The organism is Aeromonas sp. S9(2024) (genome assembly GCF_041403185.1).
GTDB lineage: Bacteria > Pseudomonadota > Gammaproteobacteria > Enterobacterales > Aeromonadaceae > Aeromonas > Aeromonas enteropelogenes.
On record NZ_JBGLRE010000005.1, the window covers coordinates 40,824 to 60,249 of the forward strand.

At 61.8% G+C, this 19,426-nt stretch carries 20 protein-coding genes; 6 read left to right on the forward strand and 14 right to left on the reverse strand.

The features are described 5' to 3' along the window. The first annotated feature begins 12 nt into the window (after window positions 1–12). Entirely contained in the window at window positions 13–231 is a 219-nt protein-coding gene (locus ACB028_RS09925; RefSeq protein WP_216993633.1) for a DUF6500 family protein, read from the forward strand. Window positions 232–310: 79 nt separating this feature from the next. Here ACB028_RS09925 and ACB028_RS09930 read toward each other — a convergent pair whose 3' ends face one another. Further along, the gene (locus tag ACB028_RS09930; protein WP_371144191.1) at window positions 311–1,708 is read right to left on the reverse strand and encodes a PepSY-associated TM helix domain-containing protein; all 1,398 of its coding nucleotides are present in this window, start codon (window positions 1,706–1,708) and stop codon (window positions 311–313) included. A 288-nt stretch (window positions 1,709–1,996) separates the two neighbouring features. On the opposite strand from ACB028_RS09930, the gene ACB028_RS09935 reads away from it, so the two are divergent. Next, window positions 1,997–2,389, forward strand: a complete 393-nt coding sequence (locus ACB028_RS09935; protein WP_342017663.1) for a hypothetical protein — start codon at window positions 1,997–1,999, stop codon at window positions 2,387–2,389. Here ACB028_RS09935 and ACB028_RS09940 read toward each other — a convergent pair. Together ACB028_RS09940 and dbpA are read right to left on the reverse strand one after the other, a co-directional pair. Then, the gene (locus ACB028_RS09940) at window positions 2,386–2,676 is read right to left on the reverse strand and encodes a YkgJ family cysteine cluster protein (RefSeq protein WP_026456947.1); all 291 of its coding nucleotides are present in this window, start codon (window positions 2,674–2,676) and stop codon (window positions 2,386–2,388) included. The genes ACB028_RS09935 and ACB028_RS09940 overlap by 4 nt on opposite strands. Before the next feature lie 74 nt (window positions 2,677–2,750). Then, a complete protein-coding gene (gene dbpA / locus ACB028_RS09945) occupies window positions 2,751–4,130 on the reverse strand; it encodes an ATP-dependent RNA helicase DbpA (RefSeq protein ID WP_371144192.1) in 1,380 nt (459 codons plus the stop codon). 507 nt (window positions 4,131–4,637) lie between these two features. Between dbpA and ACB028_RS09950 the strand changes: the two genes are divergently transcribed. After that, window positions 4,638–5,843, forward strand: a complete 1,206-nt coding sequence (locus tag ACB028_RS09950; RefSeq protein WP_124238924.1) for a NupC/NupG family nucleoside CNT transporter — start codon at window positions 4,638–4,640, stop codon at window positions 5,841–5,843. Between the two features lie 53 nt (window positions 5,844–5,896). Here the strand turns inward: ACB028_RS09950 and ACB028_RS09955 are convergent, their stop codons facing one another. The 4 genes from ACB028_RS09955 to ACB028_RS09970 all read right to left on the reverse strand — a co-directional run bounded on the left by ACB028_RS09955 (window position 5,897) and on the right by ACB028_RS09970 (window position 7,935). Further along, a complete protein-coding gene (locus ACB028_RS09955) occupies window positions 5,897–6,397 on the reverse strand; it encodes a metal-dependent hydrolase (protein WP_201979788.1) in 501 nt (166 codons plus the stop codon). An 88-nt stretch (window positions 6,398–6,485) separates the two neighbouring features. Continuing rightward, window positions 6,486–7,046, reverse strand: coding sequence for a cytochrome b/b6 domain-containing protein (locus ACB028_RS09960; protein WP_371144193.1), 561 nt, complete (start codon window positions 7,044–7,046; stop codon window positions 6,486–6,488). A gap of 46 nt (window positions 7,047–7,092) precedes the next feature. After that, on the reverse strand, window positions 7,093–7,362 hold the full coding sequence (locus tag ACB028_RS09965) for a PepSY domain-containing protein (protein WP_042025904.1): 270 nt from the start codon (window positions 7,360–7,362) through the stop codon (window positions 7,093–7,095). A 120-nt stretch (window positions 7,363–7,482) separates the two neighbouring features. Beyond that, window positions 7,483–7,935, reverse strand: a complete 453-nt coding sequence (locus tag ACB028_RS09970; RefSeq protein ID WP_026458268.1) for a YaiI/YqxD family protein — start codon at window positions 7,933–7,935, stop codon at window positions 7,483–7,485. 118 nt (window positions 7,936–8,053) lie between these two features. Here ACB028_RS09970 and zntB point away from each other — a divergent pair, with 118 nt between their 5' ends. Together zntB and ACB028_RS09980 are read left to right on the forward strand one after the other, a co-directional pair. Continuing rightward, window positions 8,054–9,019: a zinc transporter ZntB gene (gene zntB, locus ACB028_RS09975; RefSeq protein ID WP_042072654.1), complete on the forward strand. Its 966-nt coding sequence runs from the start codon at window positions 8,054–8,056 to the stop codon at window positions 9,017–9,019. A 9-nt stretch (window positions 9,020–9,028) separates the two neighbouring features. After that, a complete protein-coding gene (locus ACB028_RS09980) occupies window positions 9,029–9,547 on the forward strand; it encodes a mechanosensitive ion channel domain-containing protein (RefSeq protein ID WP_026457682.1) in 519 nt (172 codons plus the stop codon). A 43-nt stretch (window positions 9,548–9,590) separates the two neighbouring features. Here ACB028_RS09980 and ACB028_RS09985 read toward each other — a convergent pair whose 3' ends face one another. From ACB028_RS09985 to lpxL, 7 genes are all read right to left on the reverse strand, one after another. Continuing rightward, on the reverse strand, window positions 9,591–9,839 hold the full coding sequence (locus ACB028_RS09985; RefSeq protein ID WP_026457683.1) for a hypothetical protein: 249 nt from the start codon (window positions 9,837–9,839) through the stop codon (window positions 9,591–9,593). 65 nt (window positions 9,840–9,904) lie between these two features. Further along, the gene (locus ACB028_RS09990; RefSeq protein WP_371144194.1) at window positions 9,905–10,483 is read right to left on the reverse strand and encodes a DNA-J related domain-containing protein; all 579 of its coding nucleotides are present in this window, start codon (window positions 10,481–10,483) and stop codon (window positions 9,905–9,907) included. Continuing rightward, the gene (locus ACB028_RS09995) at window positions 10,480–12,267 is read right to left on the reverse strand and encodes a cation:proton antiporter (protein WP_371144195.1); all 1,788 of its coding nucleotides are present in this window, start codon (window positions 12,265–12,267) and stop codon (window positions 10,480–10,482) included. Before ACB028_RS09995 ends, ACB028_RS09990 begins: the two co-directional genes overlap by 4 nt. A gap of 171 nt (window positions 12,268–12,438) precedes the next feature. After that, window positions 12,439–12,960, reverse strand: coding sequence for an MltR family transcriptional regulator (locus ACB028_RS10000; RefSeq protein ID WP_042072650.1), 522 nt, complete (start codon window positions 12,958–12,960; stop codon window positions 12,439–12,441). A 116-nt stretch (window positions 12,961–13,076) separates the two neighbouring features. Then, complete coding sequence (locus ACB028_RS10005) at window positions 13,077–14,225, reverse strand: mannitol-1-phosphate 5-dehydrogenase (protein ID WP_371144196.1); 1,149 nt, start codon at window positions 14,223–14,225, stop codon at window positions 13,077–13,079. Window positions 14,226–14,262: 37 nt separating this feature from the next. Beyond that, window positions 14,263–16,191, reverse strand: a complete 1,929-nt coding sequence (locus ACB028_RS10010) for a PTS mannitol transporter subunit IICBA (protein ID WP_223379203.1) — start codon at window positions 16,189–16,191, stop codon at window positions 14,263–14,265. 640 nt (window positions 16,192–16,831) lie between these two features. Beyond that, window positions 16,832–17,755, reverse strand: a complete 924-nt coding sequence (gene lpxL / locus ACB028_RS10015; RefSeq protein WP_042025896.1) for an LpxL/LpxP family Kdo(2)-lipid IV(A) lauroyl/palmitoleoyl acyltransferase — start codon at window positions 17,753–17,755, stop codon at window positions 16,832–16,834. A gap of 204 nt (window positions 17,756–17,959) precedes the next feature. On the opposite strand from lpxL, the gene hldE reads away from it, so the two are divergent. Continuing rightward, entirely contained in the window at window positions 17,960–19,387 is a 1,428-nt protein-coding gene (gene hldE / locus ACB028_RS10020; RefSeq protein WP_042025895.1) for a bifunctional D-glycero-beta-D-manno-heptose-7-phosphate kinase/D-glycero-beta-D-manno-heptose 1-phosphate adenylyltransferase HldE, read from the forward strand. The last annotated feature ends 39 nt before the right edge of the window (window positions 19,388–19,426 follow it).

Here is a 19,426-nt window from a genome sequence, read left to right on the forward strand (position 1 = left end):
GGGAAAGCCGCCATGCGCGACTCACTCAGAGAGAAAATCATCCAGGTCTGCCAGCAGAAAATTGTACAAAAGGGGGAGGCGGTCGGGCTCTCCTTCTATGCCTTCTTCGCCAACAAGAATGAGGATCCCGAGTTGTTGATGGAGGCGGCGACCTGGTGGATCCAGACCCACAGGCTCGATCACTTCGAAAAGGCCAGCAAGATCCTCCGGCTGGTCGAAGCGATGAAATAGCCGGACTGAAGCAGCAAGGGCTCCCCATCGGGAGCCCTTGCTATTGAATGGCGTTGTCATTCTGTCGCGAGAGTGGGGTCTAGCCGATCTCCGCCAGTTTGGGGGCGCGGCGGGAGAAGATCAGGCTGTCCAGCAGCCAGATGGCGACCATGGAAGCGCCTACCAGCGGGAAGCAGATGCCAAGCAGGATCAGCAGGGCGATGGCGCCGCGCATGGGAGGGGGGCTGGCGGGCAGCGGCGGGGCAGCCAGGCGGCCCTGCGGGCGACGGCACCACCAGATCCACAGGCCGCTCACCGCGCTGGCCAGCACCATCAGGCAGATGAGCAGCATGGCGAGCTGGTGAGGCCAGCCATAGAGCTTGCCCATGTGCAGCATGACGCCGGTCTCCACCGTCTTGGCCACCGGGCCGTAATCCTGCCAGCGCACGTCGGCCAGCACCTTGCCGCTGTATTGATCGATGTGCAGGGTGGCATCGTTGCGCGGGTCGTCGGCAAACAGGGCGATGGTGAAGACTCCGCGATCCCCCGCCGGCGGCGTGATGCTGTAACCCGGACTGACCCCGCGCTCGCGGGCAATCTCCACCACCTGTTGCAGCGGGATGCGCCGGCTGGCCATCACCACGCCGTCGTGGGTACTGCCATGATCCATGGCGCCGTGATCATGGCCCTCTTCCGCCATCCGGGAATCCGGCATGGGGGTATTTTCCACCGCCCAGGGCACTGTCTGCTCATGAGCCTGGTTGAGGCCGCGGGCAAGGGGGGCCGACTTGGGCACCTGGTTCCACATGGCGGCGGGGAAGCGGTTCCACACATTGGCAAACTGATCGCCCCAGAAGCCGGTCCAGGTCATGCCGCTCAGCAGCAACAGCAGCAGGAAGCCGGCACCCCAGAAGCCGACCACGGCGTGCAGGTCACGCCACCAGAGGCGGCCACGCTGGTGCATTCTGGGCCAGAGGATGCCGCCCATCCCCGGCCCCTTGCGCGGCCACCAGAGATAGAGGCCGCTGATGAGCAGCACCAGTCCCCAGCCGGCGGCCAGCTCGATCAGCCGATCCCCCGTGGTGCCGAGCAGCAGATCGGCGTGCAGGGCGCGCGCCACCGCCTGCAGGTTCCACTTGTTGTCCATGGTGCCGAGCAGGTTGCCGCTGGCGGGATCCATGAACAGGGTCAGCTCCTGGCCCTGTTGCATGACGATGAGCTGGGCGCTGGCATCCGGGCTGGCCGGCGGCAGGTATTTGCGCAGGCTGGCATCCGGCATGGATGCCATCGCCCTGGTCAGCAGCTCATCGGCGCTCAGTGTCTGGGCCGTCGGGGTCACCTTCATCAGCTCGGGGTACATGAGGTTGTCGAGCTGGGGCTTGAACAGATAGATGATGCCGGTCAGGGAGAGCAGGATCAGGAAGGGGGCGACAAACAGGCCGGCATAAAAGTGCCAGCGCCAGATCCGTTGGTAGTAATGGGCATCCCTGTTTTTCATCTCGTGTCCTTATGTCGATGACCAACATTCCTGCTGGTGGAGTGTTTTATGGCCGCGGATGATAACAGCAACGTTTTGTTAACGGCAATGCCACATTTCTGGTCGGACCCTTGGATGAAATGAAAAGAGATTGTTGATAAAGATCATAATGAGTGGAAGCAAGGGGGCGCAATGGGGGCAGCGGCAGTATGGGAACCGGATGGTGTTTTCGATGCTGTAGATTTTTTGATGTAAATCATTATCTTATAGCAACAGCCACTGGAGTGGCGCCAGTCAGGGAGGAACGGAATGCAGCCGCACGGCAAGTTTGTAATGGAACGCAGGGGGCAAATGCTGATCTGCCGCCCGAGTGGTGCCTTCAATCTGGCGGGCGCCATGGCCTACGAGGCCCGCTTCCGCGATGCGCTGGCGGAACTGCAAGGCGGCCCCTGGGGCATAGTCGAGGTTATCACCGAGTTCGAGGCGGCCGGCCCCGAAGTGCTGCACCGCTTTCATCGCCAGTTTGACTGGTGCGCCGGCAGCGGTTGCCAGTATCTGGCGGTGGTGTTGTCGGGAGGCTTCAAGCGTTATCTGGCCGATCAGGTCTTCGCCGGTGTGCCCTTCAAGGCGGTGCATTACTGCGAGTGCGAGCAGGCGGCCATCACCTGGCTCGAGGCGCAGCTGGCCTGCTCACCTTCTTAACCGAGTTTGATAAACCACTTGTCCCGTTCGTCGATGCAGTCGGGTTCGCCCATTTCGAATTCGCGGCAGATCAGGGGGCGCACATCGTAGATGCGGCACATCATGGTATTGCGATCGAGCGCCGCGCACCAGCCATCGTCCAGCCGCTGCATCACGGGCACTTCGCCCTCCCGCTCTTCGATGTAGCGATCCGGCACCCCTGTGTCGGTCAGCAGCATTACTTCCAGGCGGCAGCAGCAGGCTTCGCAGTTCTGGCAGCTTATCTGTGGCTCAGTTGTCCGGGTCATGGTCTCTGTCATGTCGTCTTGCGACCTTGGTGAAAATGAAACAGGCGCCATGCCGGCGCCTGTGCTCGTCGGGCTTAGCCCAGTTTGCGGGCGCGGTAGCTGCGTCCCTTGATCTTGCCTTCCTGCAGCCGCTTGAGCGCCGCCTTGGCCACGCTCTGCTTGACCGCGACGTAGGAGTACTGCTCGGCGATCTGGATCTTGCCCACATCTGCTCCGGCAATACCACCCTCGCCGGTCAGGGCGCCCAGGATATCCCCGGCCCGCACCTTGGTCTTGCGACCCGCGTCGATGGAGAGAGTCACCATCTGGGGCGCAAGCGGCTTGATAGTGCGACCGATGGCATCGAGATCGCCCTGTGGCAGCGGTGCCTGCTGGTACTTCTCGATGAGGTTGACGCGCTGCGCTTCGTTCGGCTGATAGAGGCTCAGGGCCAGACCCTGCTGACCGGCGCGACCGGTGCGGCCGATACGGTGCACATGCACCTCGGGGTCATAGGTGAGCTCATAGTTGATGACGGCGCCCAGCTCCTTGATGTCGAGGCCACGGGCCGCCACGTCGGTGGCCACCAGTATGGTGGCGCTGCCGTTGGCAAAGCGCACCAGCACCTGATCCCGCTCGCGCTGCTCCAGATCGCCGTTCAGCGCCAGCGCCGAGAAGCCCTTGGCGGCCAGGTGGTCGGCCACATCGTTACAGGCGCGCTTGGTGTTGCAGAACACCACGCAGGAGGCGGGCTGATAGTGGCTCAGTAGCCAGGTGAGGGCGTCGAGACGCTGGCCGGCCGGCACTTCATAGAGCTTCTGTTCGATGGCGCTCTCCTGATGCAGGGACTCCACGCTCACCTCGACCGGGTTGCGCTGCACGCCGCGGCTCATCTGGGCGATCCCCTCCGGATAGGTGGCGGAGAAGAGCAGGGTCTGGCGATCCCGCGGCGCATAACCGATGACCCGGTTGATGTCTTCGCCAAAGCCCATGTCCAGCATGCGATCCGCCTCGTCCAGCACCAGCGTCTTGAGGCAATCCAGATCGAGGGTGCCCTGCTCCAGATGCTTGAGCACCCGGCCCGGGGTGCCGACGGCGATGTGGGCACCAAAGCCCAGGGTGGCCGACTGCGGTGCGGTCGGTGTGCCGCCGCACAGGGTCACCAGTTTGACGTTTGGCAGGGTGCGGGCCAGACGACGGATCTCGGTGGCTACCTGATCCGCTAGCTCGCGGGTCGGGCAGAGCACCAGTGCCTGCACCTCGAGCCGGTTGACGTCAAGGCTGGCCAGCAGGCCGAGACCGAAGGCAGCTGTCTTGCCGCTGCCGGTTTTTGCCTTGGCGATCAAGTCTTTGCCATCGAGCACCAGAGGCAGGCTCTGGGCCTGGATCGGGGTCATCTGCAGATAACCAAGGCTGGCGAGGTTCTCTTGCAGGGCGGAGGGGAGGTTCAGGCTGCTAAATTCGCTGTTGTTCACAAAAGGACTCTATTTCACGGAAAACGGGGTGCGCGGCGCGCAAGGGGGCGCATCATACCAGAATGTGACGTCCGATGTGGCGGAAATTTGAACGGTTGACCGAGGGGCTGTTGGCGGTGTCATTGGTTTATCTGCCAGAGTTTGATGGCACGCCAACGGCAGCTGCGAAGAAATTAAATAAAAGGTGTTTGGTTATATAAGATAAACGTTTTGCTGATGTCTTGTTTAAATAAAGGAATGTTTCGGCTCCTGTTTAAACAGGATTAAAAATATCAAAGCTCAATCAATGTTATCTGATTAATAATTTATCGTATTGAATTTGCTCAATTTTGATGTTTTTTATTCAGGGCGTTAAAAACGGATTTTTCAAGATTAATTTAAAAACGTTTTTACCATAGCAAGCTCCCGCTTATTGAGTGGGAGTGTGATGATTCTCTGATTTTTAAATATACGAATCTCTATGATGGCGCCGGTCGAAAATTACAATTCACCCAGGTGCTACAGGTTATGGAATATCTTCACTTCGTGCTCGGACTCGTGATGGTCCTTGCGCTCTCGCTGCTGGTCAACCGCCACAACTGGAAACAGATCAAGGTGCGCTACATCATCCAGCTGCTGGTGGTCGAGCTGGCGCTGGCCTGGTTCATGCTGAACTCGGAAGTGGGTCTGGCGGTGGTGGGCGGTTTTGCTGCCGGTTTCACCAAGCTGATGGAGTTTGCCAAACAGGGAACCGACTTCGTGTTCGGCGGCCTGGTCAACGAGGGGGCTTTCTCCTTCTTCCTGATGGTGCTGATGCCCATCGTTTTCATCTCCGTGCTGATCGGCATCCTGCAGTACATCCGTCTGCTGCCGCTGGTCATTCGCGGCATCGGTACTGTGCTGGCCAAAATCAACGGCATGGGCAAGCTGGAATCCTTCAACGCCATCAGCGCCATGATTGTCGGCCAGTCTGAAAACTTCATTGCTCTCAAGAAGATACTGCCGCACCTCAACGAGAAGCAGATGTACACCCTGGCGGCGACCGCCATGTCCACCGTCTCCATGTCCATCGTCGGCGCCTACATGCAGCTGATCGAACCGCGTTACGTGGTGGCCGCCCTGGTGCTCAACATGTTCAGCACCTTCGTGGTGTTGTCCCTCATCAACCCCTACGAGCCGGACAACACGGTGACCGACGCCAAGGCGCTGGCCGAGGGTGACGAGCACCACACTCCGAAGAAGGAGAACTTCTTCGAGATGCTGGGGGAATACATCATGGCCGGTTTCACCGTGGCGGTAATCGTCGGGGCCATGCTGGTGGGCTTCATCGCCCTGATCGCCCTCATCAACTACCTGTTCGAGATGGCGTTTGGCGTCAACTTCCAGCACGTCATGGGCTACATCTTTTACCCCATCGCCTGGATCCTGGGCATCCCGGGCAGTGAAGCGCTGCAGGCGGGCTCCATCATGGCGACCAAGCTGGTGACCAACGAGTTCGTGGCCATGATGGATCTGGGTAAGATCGCCGCCGATCTCTCGCCGCGCACCGTCGGCATCCTTTCCATCTTCATGGTGTCGTTCGCCAACTTCAGCTCCATCGGCATCATCGCCGGTGCGGTGAAGGCGCTCAACGAGGAGAAGGGCAACATGGTCTCCCGCTTCGGTCTCAAGCTGGTCTACGGCTCCACCCTGGTGAGCCTGCTCTCCGCCGTGATCGCAGGCATCATGATCTGATCATTAGATGCCTTGCGATTGTCAGGCCCCCGGCTTTTCGGCCGGGGGCTTTTTCATAGGCGCCAGCCGCACCACCAACCCGCCACCAGCAGGGTGAGGGTGCAAAAACCGGTCTCGAGGGCGCCGCCACTTTTGAGGGGCCAGCCCGGCAACCGGTAGCGCCGCTTGCCGGGCCACAGCAGCGGAATACCGGCCGGGGTGAGCCAGTCCCCCAGCAGATGGCTGAGATAGCCGACGATCAGGGCATCCTTGACACCGACCGGCAGGGTATCGGGGGGAAGGCTCTGGTTCAGCCCCCAGATGGCAACAGCCACCGCCAGCAGACTGTGGGTGAAGCCGCGATGACCGAACAGCCGGGATAGCGGCTTCGAGATCCACGGCAGCCGTTGTCCCAGCACAGATTTGGGGTGATCGAGATCCGGCAGCAGGGCGCTGGCCAGTGCCGCGGGAATAGCGTGCCACAGGCTGGCATCGGCCAGGGCCGGGGTGAGCTGGAATTTGTGGGCGAGCAGGGTACAGGTAACGGAAAACAGCAGGTGCCCTTGGGCGGTCATGGTTGTCACGGCGTGGAGAAACGGCGGCGCATCTTACCAGTGTCACCGGGGATTGCAGCAAAAAACCGGGGCCGGCAGGCCGGCCCGGTCACTCGTTGCGCGGATCTTCCACCTGGACGTGAACGGGCACCCGTTTTTTGCCGAGCACCATGGCCCGCAGCAGATCGCTGCGGGTGAGGCGATCGGTCAGGATCACCACGGCAGCATGGACGCCCACCGCCGCCATCAGAGTGTTGGCGATGACGCCGTGCAGCTCCTCCAGCCAATCCTCGCCCCAGAAAGCATCCCAGGTAGTGAGCCAGCCGGTGACGATAGTGCCGAGCAGCGACAGCAACAGCAGCCAGATCATCAGGGCGCCGGCCGGATTGTGCCCGAGGTAATAGGGATGGCGCCCCTGCAGCAGCTGGCGCAGATAGGCACGCACCCGGGCCGGGGTGGGCCACCACTGGCCGAAGCGGGCATAGTAGGAGCCGACCAGTCCCCACAACAGCCGGATCAGCAACAGGGCACCCAGGGCATAGCCGACATATCTGTGGTTGCGGCTGCCCTCTTCCAGCACGAAAAAGTTGAGCAGACAGAGGGTCACCGTCAGCCAGTGAAATACCCTGATGACGGGATCCCATACCCGGGTTTCAGTCCAGTTGGTCATGGCAAGGCTCCATAGAGAGGGCCGCGGGGGGCGGCCCGTCGGGACGTCAGTTGTCGATCTCTTCTTTCACCTTCTTGAGATCGGTCGGGTCGAAGTAGATCTCTACCCGGCGCTTCTCCTTGTCCCAACCGTAGATCTCGTAGCAGTTGGTGTCGGTGACTTTGAACTTCTTGATCTCGTAACCCATCGCCTTGATCTGCTGCTGGGCATCGGCCTCGCTCAGCCAGCTGGCCTTGTCGGTCTGGGTACACTGGGGTTCGGCCAGGGCGGCGGCACTGAACAGGGGGATCAGCAACAACAGGGGGGAGAGTTTCATCACGGGCTCCTTGTGGATGTCAGTCAAACATCCACAAGGCTAGTTCGTGAGGCTTAAGAAAGAATTAAGCGCGAAACGGGCGGCGTGCTTTTTTGCAGGCAACGGGGCAGAGCGCCAGGGTCACCCCAGCTTGCCGCGGATCAGCCACTTGTCGAGGGCGTTGGCGAAACGCTGCTTGTCGGCGGCGTTGAGGGGGGCCGGGCCGCCGGTCTGAACCCCGGCCGAGCGCAGCTCCTCCATGAAGTTGCGCATGCCGAGCCGCGCCTTGATGGTCTCGCGGGTGTAGATCTCGCCGCGGGGATTGAGCGCCTCGCCGCCGGCTTCGATCACCCAGGAGGCGAGGGGGATGTCCCCCGTTATCACCAGATCGCCGGGTTGGACTTGCTGGGCGATGACATGATCCGCCACGTCGAATCCCTTCTCCACCTGCTGGGTCTTGATGAAGGGGGAGGGCGGTACCCGCAGCCCCTGATTGGCTACCAGGGTGGTCACCACCTGGGCGCGGTGAGCGGCGCGGTAGAGGATCTCCTTGATGGGAATGGGGCAGGCATCGGCATCAACCCAGATCGGCATGGCGTGGTTTCCTGTAGGCAAAAAAACGCGAGCGGGCATGGTATCACAGGGGCAGGCTGAGTCGGGGCAGGCTTTGGTGTAAGCTGGGCCCCAGCGATTGAATCAGCGAGGAGAAGAGATGGATCGGGTGCCCAGTGATGTGATTTATGCCCTGACCCTGGATGGCAAGGGGGGCATGACCCCGCTTGCGGCAGGCAGCGAGGTGCCGGCGGAGGAACCCGGCTGGCTGCACCTGGATTACGGCAATCCGGAGGCGGCACGCTGGCTGTTGCAGACCCCGCTGCTGAGCGATGCGGCGCGGGAATCCCTGCTCGGCCAGAGCAACCGCCCCAAGCTGGTGCGGATGGGGGAGACGGTGCTGCTGATCCTGCGCGGCATCAATCACAACAAGGATCACAGGCCAGAGGAGATGGTGGCCCTGCGCATCTTCATCACCCCGGATCTCATCATCAGCAGCCGCCGCCGGCCGCTGCTGTCGGAACAGGACGTGTTTAACCAGCTCAAGCTGGGGGGCGGCGCCGATACCCCGGCCGACTGGCTGGTGGAGGTGTGTGATGCCCTGACCGATCGGGCTGGGGAGTTTGTCGAGGAGTTGCACGACCAGATCCTCGATCTGGAGGAGCAGGTGTTGACGCGGGATCTGCCCGCCAACGGCCGGCTGGCGCTGATCCGCAAGCAGCTCATCATGATCCGTCGCTACCTCTCCCCCCAGCGGGATCTGGTGGCGCGCCTGGCCAACGAGAAGATCAGCTGGCTGGACGAGGACGACAGGCGCCGCCTGCTCGACATCGCCGATCGGTTGCGGCGCTGGCTCGACGATCTGGATGCCGGGGTGGCGCGTACCGCCGTGCTGGCGGACGAGATCAACAACCTGATGGCGGAGGCGACCAACCGCCGCGCCTACCAGATGTCGGTGATGGCGCTGCTGTTTTTGCCCGCCAGTTTCCTGACCGGCCTGTTCGGCATCAACCTGGGGGGGATCCCGGGGGCTGACAGCCCGACCGCCTTCTGGATTTTCTGCGGTTCCCTGACCGCGCTGGCCGTCGGGCTGGCGGTCTGGCTCAAGCACAAACGCTGGTGGTGACCCATGAACCTGACCATGTGGCAATCCATCGGCCTCACCCTGCTGCTGTTGCTGGCCCATGCCCTGCTGCGGCGGATCATTCGCAAGAGCCTGCTGGCGCTGGCCCAGACCAAGCAGGTAAGCGAGAACCGGGTCATCTACGTGGCCCATGTGTTCCACTTCCTGCAAGGGTGCGCCACCTTGCTGATCCTGGCCGGGGTGTGGGGGCTCGACTTCTCCCGGCTGGTGGTGCTGGCCTCCTCCTTCTTCGCCGTGCTGGGGGTGGCCATGGTGGCCCAGTGGTCGATCCTCTCCAACATCACCGCCAGCATCACCATCTTCTTCGCCTTCCCCTACCGGATTGGCGACCGGATCCGCATCCTCGACAAGGATGACTCCGTCACCGGCGTCATCACCGAGATAGGTCTCTTCTATGTGCGGGTGCGCGATGACAACGGCGATCTGGTCACCTATCCCGCCAACCTGATCCTGCAAAAACCGGTCAGGCGACTGGAGGGCAAGGAGCCGGAACCGCTGCAACCGGAATGAAAAAAGGCTCCTTTAAGGAGCCTTCTTGCTGGTGGTGGGGCGCTCAGCGCTCGAAGAAGCGGTAGAGGTGTTCTACCTGCACCGGGCAGTCCGCCACCAGGTGGACATGCTCGCGGGCCTGTTCGACCGTGCCGAAGCTGATGGGGCAACCCAGGGTGTCAGTCAGCTCGAACAGGGTGCCATCCTTGCCGCGAAACTCGATGATCCAGCCGGGAATGGCAATATCGTGCAGGATCTCGGCCTCTTGCAGGGTCTGTTGCTGATAGAGCTTGCGAAGTTCACTGACGGTCATGATGCGCTCCTGTGGAGGAATATCCCTCTTCAGTTTATGTCCGGCACCAAAGAGCCGCAAAGGGCTCACCCTCGCAGGCACTCCCAGGCCCAGCGGATGCGCATGAAGGCCTCTGCATCCCCGCCCCGATCCGGGTGATGACACAGTGCCAGTACCCGCCAGCGCTGGCGGATGGTCTCCTGGGTCGCATCGGCCGCAAGCCCGAACAGGGCCAGCGCTTCCCGCCGGTTCTCCTCGCCATTCAAGCCCTGCCAGAAGCGGTTGAGCAGTGCCTCTACCTCCTCCCGGTCGGTCTGCCAGAACACCTGCCAGTCGCAGTAGTAGTCGCGAAGAGAGTGGTTGTGCGCCATTGTCTTTTCATCCGTCGACATGCCAGCACGAGCCTCCAGCCGGATATCCAGGGTGCTGATCACCAGCCACCATCCCTCCTCATAAAGCTCCTCCTGCAGCTGGTAGAGGGCGTTCATGATGAGGAAGTTGACCCGAAACAGCTGCAGTTGCTCATCCTCGGCCAGGGTGGGGATGGCCCCCTGCCGGCGCAATTCGGCCAGCAACTCGTGCACCTTGTAGCTGCTGCTCGCCTGTTGCAGCAGTGCCAGCAGGGGAGCGAGCAGCGGGTTGCCTGGAGGCGTGCCGGTGCTCACGGCAAGGGATTTTCTTTTGGCGGCTGCAGGGCGATCAGCAACTCACCGGCATCCGGGCTGACCGGTCCCGTCACTATCTGGGGCGCTCCCTTGGCATCCAGCACGAATAGCGGGATGGCGCCCGGGTTGGCCTCCTGATATTGCACCCAGTCGAACGCCTCGCTCAGGCGGGTCCCCTTGATCTGGCCGCCGCGGCTCAGCAGGCTGCTCAGGCGGGCGTAGGTGACCTCGGATCCGAACAGGTTCTGGCGGGCGCGGAAGGTGGCGCTCTCCCGGTTCGCCTTGCCGTGCTGTTCGCTGGAACGCAGGGAGTAGACTCTCTCCTCCCCGTAGAGGTGGGCGAAGTGCAGCACCCCGAGGGCGTTGTTGTGGCGGTTGGGGGAGAGGGCCAGCACGTTGCTGATGCTGGTGAGGGGCAGGTGCAGCTCGGCATGCTCCGACTGGGGATTACCGAAGTAGCAGGGCAGGTTGCTCATCCGCGCCTGGCGGCAGAACTCCCAGGCCGGGTCGCAGAGCTGAACCGGTACCCCCTGATCCGCCAGCGCCTTGCCGATGGCCCGCGCCACCGAGTTGGCACCTATGATGAGCAGGGTGTTGGGGGCGCTTTGGCGCATCTTGAGCAGCTCCGCCAGCGGTGCCGAGGTGAGGCTCTGCAGCACCACGGTGGAGATGATCACCGCAAACACCAAGGGCACCAGCTTGTCCGCATCCGGGATGCCGGCTTCATGCAGGCTGATGGCAAAGGAGGCGCTGACCGCCGCCGCCACTATGCCGCGCGGTGCTATCCAGCCGAGTAGAGCCCGCGCGCGCCAGGAGAGATCCGAGCCCCAGGTCGAGACCAGGATGCAGAGCGGGCGGGCGATGAATTGCACCACGCACAGCAGCGCCAGCACCATGGGGCCGAGCTGCCAGAGCTGGGCCAAATCGAGGCGGGCCGCCAGCAGGATGAACAGGCTGGAGATGAGGATGACGGCGAGGTCCTCCTTGAAGGCCAGCACCTCTTCCAGATCCAGCCCCTCCTGATTGGCGAGCCAGATGCCGAACACGGTCACCGCCAGCAGGCCGGATTCGTGGCTGAGCCAGTCGGAGAAGGTGAAGGTGATCAGCACCAGCGCCAGCACACCGAACTTGTGCAAGGTGACCGGCAGCCAGTCTTTGCGCATGAGCAGGGTGGTGAACCAGCCTGCCGCCACCCCGGTCAGGGTGCCGATGCTCACCGTCTTGGCCAAGGCCAGCAGGGTGTGGCTGACCAGATCCCCCTGGCTGCCGAGGCGCACCGCCTCGAACACCAGCACCGCAAACAGGGCGCCGATGGGGTCGATGACGATCCCCTCCCAACGCAGGATGCGGTCCACCTCCCGGGTGGGGCGGATCACGTTGAGCATGGGGGCGATCACGGTCGGCCCCGTTACCACCAGCACGGCGCCGAGCACCATGGCGACCCGCCAGTCCAGTCCCAGCAGGAAGTAACCGGCGCTGCCAATGACGGCGAAGCTCACCAGCATGCCGGTGGAGCAGAGGTTGCGTACCACCTTGCCGATCCCCTTGAGCTCCTTCAGGTGCAGGGTCAACGCCCCCTCGAACAAGATGATGGCGACCGACAGCGATACCAGCGGGAATAGCAGATCCCCGAGCAGGGCATCCGGGTCGAGCAGGCCGCTGACCGGCCCCAGCGTGAGGCCGGTCAGCAGCAAAAACAGGATGGCAGGCACCCGCAGCGACCAGGCAAGCCATTGGGCCAGCACGGAGACCAGAGCGATGCCAGCCAGGGAGAGAGCGATCATGAAGACCTCGATTCAGGAGATGGACCTGGAGCTAGTGTAGTGGGGTTCATGGTCGGATTGACACCCCGTAGAGTGAGGAACAGCGACGATGACAGGGAGAAAACGGCAATGGAAGGTGCTGGAAAAAGGGAGGGCGACTCCTTGTCGCCTGACTCGGGCCGCAGGGCCTGATTAGATGGGGCTCTCCTTGTGGAGATCGTTGACGCAGTCTGCGATCGCCAGCACCAGTGCGGAGCGCACCATCTGATCGAGTCGGTTGAGTTGCATCTGGTAGAAGGGCCAATCCGCTTCGTCGGCGGGGGGCTCCTGGGAGAGCATGCTGCCGGAGTTGATGCCGTGCAGGCGTTCGAGCAGATCACGAACCGGCTTGTCGCAGAATCGGTAGTCCTTGGGGTCGCGTACCAGAAAATCGCGGAACTTCAGATAGGCTTCAAGATCTTGATAACGTTCGAGGGAGATGAGGCCGAGGGCGAAGATGAGCTTGAGCCGTACCTCCAACTGACCGAGGGGGCCGCTCTGGTTGAGCAAGGGTTCGATGGCGTATTTGACGGCGTACTCCTCCTGACGAAAGGCTTGTCGCATCAGGGAGTCGACCGCTTCTTCCAGGATGGTGACGGCTTCGAGAAAGAAGCCGCGGGGGCCATCCTGCTCGTTTAGTCGTTCCAGTACTTCATCTTCCTGGTGTGTGGTCATAACTTCATTGGGTCCTGCTGACTTGGGAGAGAGAAGGCCTCTCTCCCGGTTGCTGTCATATGGGGCGTATTGGCCGATCCTTCAATGGCTTGTGATCACAGCGAGCGCCCCTCCGATCACTTCATGCTCTCGTAACGGGCGACGATGGTGCCCACTATCTCACTGTCGGCCTCCAGCCCGGTCACCCGGGCCAGTGCCCTGGCCGGGCCCAGATCCGCCAGCAGGGTCTGCAATTCCACCGCCTGGGGATCATCGGCGTTGCGATAGTGCAGCGCCGCGGCGATCCCCTCCTGCAGGTGATCATTGGGCAGGCCGTACTCCAGGGTGCCGAGCAGTGGCTTCACCAGCCTGTCCCCTGCCGCCAGCTTGCGCAGCGGCTGACGGCCAACCCGGTCGATCTCGTCCACCAGATAGGGGTTGGCAAAACGGGCCAGGATCTTTTCGATATAGGCGGCGTGCAGACGCGGGTCGAAGCCGTAGCGTTTCACCAGCACGGCACCGCTCTCCTCCATGGCGCGGCGCACCTTGCTGCGGATCACCGGATCCTCGATCGCCTCGCGTACGGTGCGATAGCCCCTGAGTTTGCCGAGGTAGGCGGTGACGATGTGGCCGGTGTTGAGGGTGAACAGCTTGCGCTCGACAAAGGCCATCAGGTTGTCGGTGGGCTCCATGCCTGCTACCTGGGGCAGCTCGCCCTTGAACTGGGTCTGGTCGACGATCCACTCGCTGAAGCTCTCCACCGTTACCTCCAGCGGATCGTCGTTGGCCGCGGCCGTGGGCGGGACTATGCGATCCACCGCCGAGTCGACGAAACCGACGCAGGATTCGAGGGTGGCATGATACGCGACCGGTAGGTACTTGAGTACCTCCTGCTTGAGGTGGCTGGTGCCGCGCACCATGTTTTCGCAGGCGATGATGTTGAGCGGAGTCAGGTTACCGGCATCGAAGCGTGCCTGTAGCCCCTTGGCCAGGGTGTTGGCAATCTTGTCCAGAATGTTGGGGCCGACCGCCGTGGTCACCAGATCGGCGGTGATGAGACGGGCGATCACCTCATGACCGGCGGAGCTGACGGCGGCGACGTTGCGCACCACGTCCAGCTTCTGGTCTGCCCCCACCACGTGGACCCTGTACTCCTGACGGTGGTTGAGCTGGTCGATCAGGGTCTCGTTGACGTCGGCGAAGGTGACCTGGTGGCTGGCATCCGCCAGCAGTTTGCCGATGAAGCCACGACCGATATTGCCTGCACCAAAATGTAAAGTTTTCATGATGTTAACCTCTATAACCAAAGACGATGAAGGATGATTAGGCGGCCTGTTCGGCACCCAGCAGATCCAGGAAAGCCTGAGGATCCGTGGTGCTGGCCAACTGGTCGATGAGACCGGGTTCATCCAGTGCATTGGTCAGGCGGGTTATCACCTGAATGTGTTCGTCGTTGCGGGCGGCGATGCCGATCACCAGGCGTGCCACTTCGTCTGCCGCCTCGCCGAACGGAACGCCGGCCGGATACTGGCAGATGACGATGCCGGTACGCTTGACGTGCTCCTTGGCGGCGATGGTGCCGTGGGGCACGGCGATGGACTCGCCGAGATAGGTGGAGACCAGCTGCTCGCGCTCCAGCATGGCGTTGACGTAGTCCGGTGCCACATAGCCCCGCTCCGCCAGCAGCTTGCCGGCCGCCAGGATGGCCTCTTCCTTGTTGTCGGCCTTGAGGCCCAGATGCACGTCCTGCAGGCTCAGGGTGAAGACTTCCGGCTCCTGCTGTTCATAGTTGTCATCGTTGGCAGCCACCAGCAGCCTGGGGTTGGCCACATCGTCGTTGGCGGCGCGGGCCTGGGTCAGGCTTTGTACCAGCTCCTGATAGAGCGCGTTGTCGAGGAAGTTGGTGAGCGAAATGTGATGGGCGTGCGGCGCATGGCGGCGGGCCCGCTCGGTCAAATCTTGGTGGGTGATGACCCAGTCCACCTGATCATCGAGCTGATCGATGGCGCGGTTGGTCACGCTGATGTCGAGACCGGCGGCCTGCACCCGTTTGCGCAGCATGCCGGCACCCATGGCGCTGGAGCCCATGCCCGCATCGCAGGCAACCACGATATTGCGTACCGCCATCAGTTCGCCATTGCTCTTCTTGGCGGGGGCGCTTTCCGGTTTGCCGCCTTTCATGGCTTTCATCTTGCGAGTGGCTTCATCCAGCGCATCGGCCTCGTCGGCTTCCGGCTGCTGGGCACGGACAAAGACGGCGGCGACCAGGAAGGAGACGGTAGTAGCGGCAGCGATGGAGAGCAGCACGCCCACCAGAGAAGCCTTGGGTGTCATCAGCAGCACGGCGAATATGGAGCCCGGAGACGCCGGGGAGACCAGACCCGCGTTGAACAGGGTCAGGGTGAAGACCCCTGTCATGCCACCGGCGATGACGGCCAGAATGAGGCGCGGATTCATCAGTACGTACGGGAAGTAGATCTCGTGGATGCCACCGAAGAAGTGGATGATGGAGGCGCCGGCGGCAGATTGCTTGGCGGCGCCGCGACCGAACACCATGTAGGCCAGCAGCACGCCCATGCCAGGGCCCGGATTCGCTTCGATCAGGAAGAAGATGGAGCGACCCTGCTCGGTGGCTTGCTGGATCCCCAGCGGCGAGAAGATGCCGTGGTTGATGGCGTTGTTGAGGAACAGGATCTTGGCCGGTTCGACGAAGATGGAAGTGAGGGGCAGCAGGTTGTTGTCCACCAGGAAGCCGACGCCACCGGCCAGCATGCCGGAGAGCACCTTGACGAAGGGACCGATCACGAAGAAGGCGAGGATGGCCAGCAACATGCCGATGAGACCGGCGGAGAAGTTGTTGACCAGCATCTCGAAACCGCTCTTGACGCGTCCGTCCATCGCCTTGTCGAAGCGCTTGATGGCCCAGCCGCCGAGGGGGCCAACCATCATGGCACCCATGAACATGGGGATGTCGGTACCGACGATGACCCCCATGGTGGTGATGGCGCCCACCACACCGCCCCGCTCACCACCCATCAGCTTGCCGCCGGTGTAGCCAATCAGCAGCGGCAGCAGGTAGGTGATCATGGGACCGACCAGCTTGGCCAAGGTTTCGCTCGGCAGCCAGCCGGTGGGGATGAAGAGGGCGGTAATGAACCCCCAAGCGATGAAGGCGCCTATGTTGGGCATGACCATATTGGACAGGAAGCGTCCAAAATTCTGTATCTTGACTTTGGTATCCGGTGATAACATGACGGCACCCCGTTTTAAGCCTGTTTGATTGAAAGTAGTAGTCGGGATGACGGGTTTTGCCGAACCCCCATCCCTAGTCGTCTAAGCAACTTCAATCTACCAGCTTGCGATCAAATTAGGCTGAAAACGGGGTGTCTTGTGATCTACATCTCACATACCCCGGGGTGGCACATCTATTCATAGTGACGCCGATCACATTAAATTTATGTAATTCGGCTACATTTCGACATTTCCTGTTTTTTACTCCCATTTTTTGTGATCGATATCACCATTTATCGTTTGCGCAAGATACTGCAATAGATGATCTGTATCACAAATTTAATTTTTGCATCCAAACGAGGCTTGCTGGCGAGTGCAACTATTCGGGGTGGTAGCAATCGATTTCTGGCGATCAAATCCTGCTCACCAATGAATCAATAAATTTGTAACCCACTTTCAGTTTTTGCCCTAAGTAACTAGGTCTCGTTCGTTTAGCATCAGGTGTTACTTGCAGAGGGGAGAAAGGGATTTATGTGAGCGTCGATTTCTCTTGCCAAAGGCCGTTTGATGAGGGCGATGAGAGAGCATCGAGGTTCGTGGAAGGCCCATAAAAAAACCGCCAGCAGGCGGTTTTTTTATGGGCTTTTTATCACAGGGGGCGTTAGTAGAAGCCGGCGTCCTCGGGGGAGGGGCGGGTCTTGAAGCGGCGGTGCAGCCACATGTATTGCTCCGGCGCCTGCCGAACGGCGGCTTCTATTTCCCTGTTGGCACGGGCGGCATCGGCCAGGTCATCGCCAGTGGGGTAATCGGCCAGCGGTGCCCCTATGTGCAGGGTGTAGCCCTCTTTGGTGCGGATGTTGTAGCAGGGCAGGGTGACGGTGTTCTTCACCCGCGCCAGGGTGGCGGTGCCTGTGATGGTGGCGGCCTGCTCCACCGCGAAGTAGGGTACGAACACGCTGGCATGAGCACCGTAGTCGTGATCCGGCGCGTACCAGAGCGCATCGCCGTTGCGCAGCGCCTTGATCATCCCCTTCACGTCGGTGCGATCCACCAGGTATTTGTTGGAGGCACAGCGGCCATGGTACTGGGCATATTCCAGCACCGGGTTGGTGTTGGGGCGATAGACGCCGACCCCGGGACGTACCAGACCGAAGCAGCGGGCATTGAGCTCCAGAGTCAGGAAATGACAGGAGAGCAACAGCATGCCCTGGCCCTGTTCCACGGCGGCGATGACGTGCTCTTCTCCTTCTACCTTCATCAGATTGCGCATCCGCCAGTCCGGCCAGAACCAGGCGATGCCCACTTCGAAGATGGCGCAGCCGACGCTCTCGAAATTCTGCACAAGCAGCTTCTCCCGCTGATCCTTGGTCAGCTCGGGCATTGCCAGCTCCAGATTGCGGCGGGCAATTCTGACCCGCGATTTGAGCACCTTGGCGGCGAGACGACCGAGGTGGCGCCCCAGCCACATCTGGCTGCGCCACGGCAGCAGTGTCAGCAGCCAAAGCAGGGAGAGGCCGAACCAGCTGGCCCAGTAACGGGGATGAAACAGGCGGGGCTCAAGGCGGGGAGCGTTGTCGTGTGCCATGGCTAATCTCTTGTTCGCAAACACAATCGGGAGATTCTATCCGAAAAGGGGGCGAGTGGGCGAATGGCCGTGCGCTGGTCAGAGGGGTCGTTGCGTCCGCTTTACGTGACAAGGGTTGGCAACCGCGTTCGGCTTTTTCTACACCGGCTAAAAGAGTGTGATAAAATCGGCGGCTGATTTTTCAGGTTTTGAGAGTCTATACAGATGAAGATCACCCTGCCCGAGTTTGAAAAAGCCCGCATTCTGGTCGTTGGCGATGTCATGCTTGACCGCTATTGGCATGGCCCCACCGGCCGGATCTCGCCCGAGGCACCGGTGCCCGTGGTCAAGGTTGAGCACATCGAGGAGCGCCCGGGCGGCGCTGCCAACGTGGCCCTCAACTCCGCCGCGCTGGGTGCCCAGGCTGTGCTGCTGGGCCTGACCGGTCAGGATGAGGCGGCCGATGCCCTGGCTGGCCAGATGGCCGGCGTCAAGGTCGCCTGTGACTTCGTGCGTCTGGCCGACTATCCGACCATCACCAAGCTGCGGGTGCTGTCGCGCAACCAGCAGTTGCTGCGCCTCGACTTTGAAGAGGGCTTCCATGCGGTCGATGCGTCCCTGCTGATGGGCAAGGTGGAGCAGGCGCTGCCGAACTCCGACGTGATGATCCTCTCCGACTACGGCAAGGGTGCCCTCAACGACGTGCCCGGCATGATCAAGCGTGCCCGCGCCGCCGGTATCCCGGTGCTGGTCGATCCCAAGGGAACCGACTTCGAGAAGTATCGTGGTGCCACCCTGCTGACCCCCAACATGTCCGAGTTCGAGGCCGTGGTAGGTAAGGTGAAGAGTGAAGACGAGCTGGTCGCCAAAGGCCTGGAACTGGTCAAGCGTTTCGAGCTGGATGCCCTGCTGGTGACCCGTTCCGAAAACGGCATGACCCTGATCCGCGAAGGGCAGCCCGAGCTGCACCTGCCGGCCCAGGCTCACGAGGTCTATGACGTCACCGGTGCCGGCGATACCGTGATCTCCACCCTGGCTACCTCACTGGCGGCAGGCAAGAGCCTGGATGAAGCCTGTGCCCTGGCCAACACGGCTGCCGGCATCGTGGTCGGCAAACTGGGTACCTCCACCGTCAGCCCGGTGGAGCTCGCCAACGCGCTCTACACCGAGCAGGAAACCGGCTTCGGCGTCATGTCCGAGGCCCAGCTGAAGGTGGCCGTGCGCGCCGCCCGCCTGCGCGGCGAGAAGGTGGTGATGACCAATGGCTGCTTCGACATCCTGCATGCCGGTCATGTCTCCTATCTGGCCAATGCCGGCAAGCTGGGGGATCGCCTGATCGTGGCGGTCAACACCGACGAGTCGGTGCGCCGCCTCAAGGGGCCGGGCCGTCCGGTCAACCCCACCGAGCGTCGCATGGCGGTGCTGGCTGCGCTGGGTGCCGTGGACTGGGTGGTGCCGTTTGGTGAAGACACGCCGCAGCGTCTGATCGCCGAGATCCTGCCAGATCTGCTGGTCAAGGGTGGCGACTACAAGCCGGAAGAGATCGCCGGTTACGCCGAGGTGACTGCCAACGGTGGCGAAGTGCGTGTTCTCAACTTCGAAGACGGCTGCTCCACTACCGACATCATCAAGACCATCCGCGAACGCGGTTAAGGTCGAGCGGTGCCCGCTAAGGCTGGCCCGGCTTCCTGA

Excerpts from the sequence above, each read along its gene's own strand:
- lpxL (WP_042025896.1), bottom strand. The coding sequence starts at position 17,755 with ATGGCACACGACAACGCTCCCCGCCTTGAGCCCCGCCTGTTTCATCCC.
- ACB028_RS09950 (WP_124238924.1), top strand. The coding sequence starts at position 4,638 with ATGGAATATCTTCACTTCGTGCTCGGACTCGTGATGGTCCTTGCGCTC.
- ACB028_RS10005 (WP_371144196.1), bottom strand. The coding sequence starts at position 14,225 with ATGAAAACTTTACATTTTGGTGCAGGCAATATCGGTCGTGGCTTCATC.
- ACB028_RS09965 (WP_042025904.1), bottom strand. The coding sequence starts at position 7,362 with ATGAAACTCTCCCCCCTGTTGTTGCTGATCCCCCTGTTCAGTGCCGCC.
- ACB028_RS09955 (WP_201979788.1), bottom strand. The coding sequence starts at position 6,397 with ATGACCGCCCAAGGGCACCTGCTGTTTTCCGTTACCTGTACCCTGCTC.
- hldE (WP_042025895.1), top strand. The coding sequence starts at position 17,960 with ATGAAGATCACCCTGCCCGAGTTTGAAAAAGCCCGCATTCTGGTCGTT.
- ACB028_RS09940 (WP_026456947.1), bottom strand. The coding sequence starts at position 2,676 with ATGACCCGGACAACTGAGCCACAGATAAGCTGCCAGAACTGCGAAGCC.
- ACB028_RS09925 (WP_216993633.1), top strand. The coding sequence starts at position 13 with ATGCGCGACTCACTCAGAGAGAAAATCATCCAGGTCTGCCAGCAGAAA.
- ACB028_RS09960 (WP_371144193.1), bottom strand. The coding sequence starts at position 7,046 with ATGACCAACTGGACTGAAACCCGGGTATGGGATCCCGTCATCAGGGTA.
- ACB028_RS09930 (WP_371144191.1), bottom strand. The coding sequence starts at position 1,708 with ATGAAAAACAGGGATGCCCATTACTACCAACGGATCTGGCGCTGGCAC.
- ACB028_RS09985 (WP_026457683.1), bottom strand. The coding sequence starts at position 9,839 with ATGACCGTCAGTGAACTTCGCAAGCTCTATCAGCAACAGACCCTGCAA.
- ACB028_RS10010 (WP_223379203.1), bottom strand. The coding sequence starts at position 16,191 with ATGTTATCACCGGATACCAAAGTCAAGATACAGAATTTTGGACGCTTC.
- ACB028_RS09995 (WP_371144195.1), bottom strand. The coding sequence starts at position 12,267 with ATGATCGCTCTCTCCCTGGCTGGCATCGCTCTGGTCTCCGTGCTGGCC.
- ACB028_RS09935 (WP_342017663.1), top strand. The coding sequence starts at position 1,997 with ATGCAGCCGCACGGCAAGTTTGTAATGGAACGCAGGGGGCAAATGCTG.
- zntB (WP_042072654.1), top strand. The coding sequence starts at position 8,054 with ATGGATCGGGTGCCCAGTGATGTGATTTATGCCCTGACCCTGGATGGC.
- ACB028_RS09970 (WP_026458268.1), bottom strand. The coding sequence starts at position 7,935 with ATGCCGATCTGGGTTGATGCCGATGCCTGCCCCATTCCCATCAAGGAG.
- ACB028_RS10000 (WP_042072650.1), bottom strand. The coding sequence starts at position 12,960 with ATGACCACACACCAGGAAGATGAAGTACTGGAACGACTAAACGAGCAG.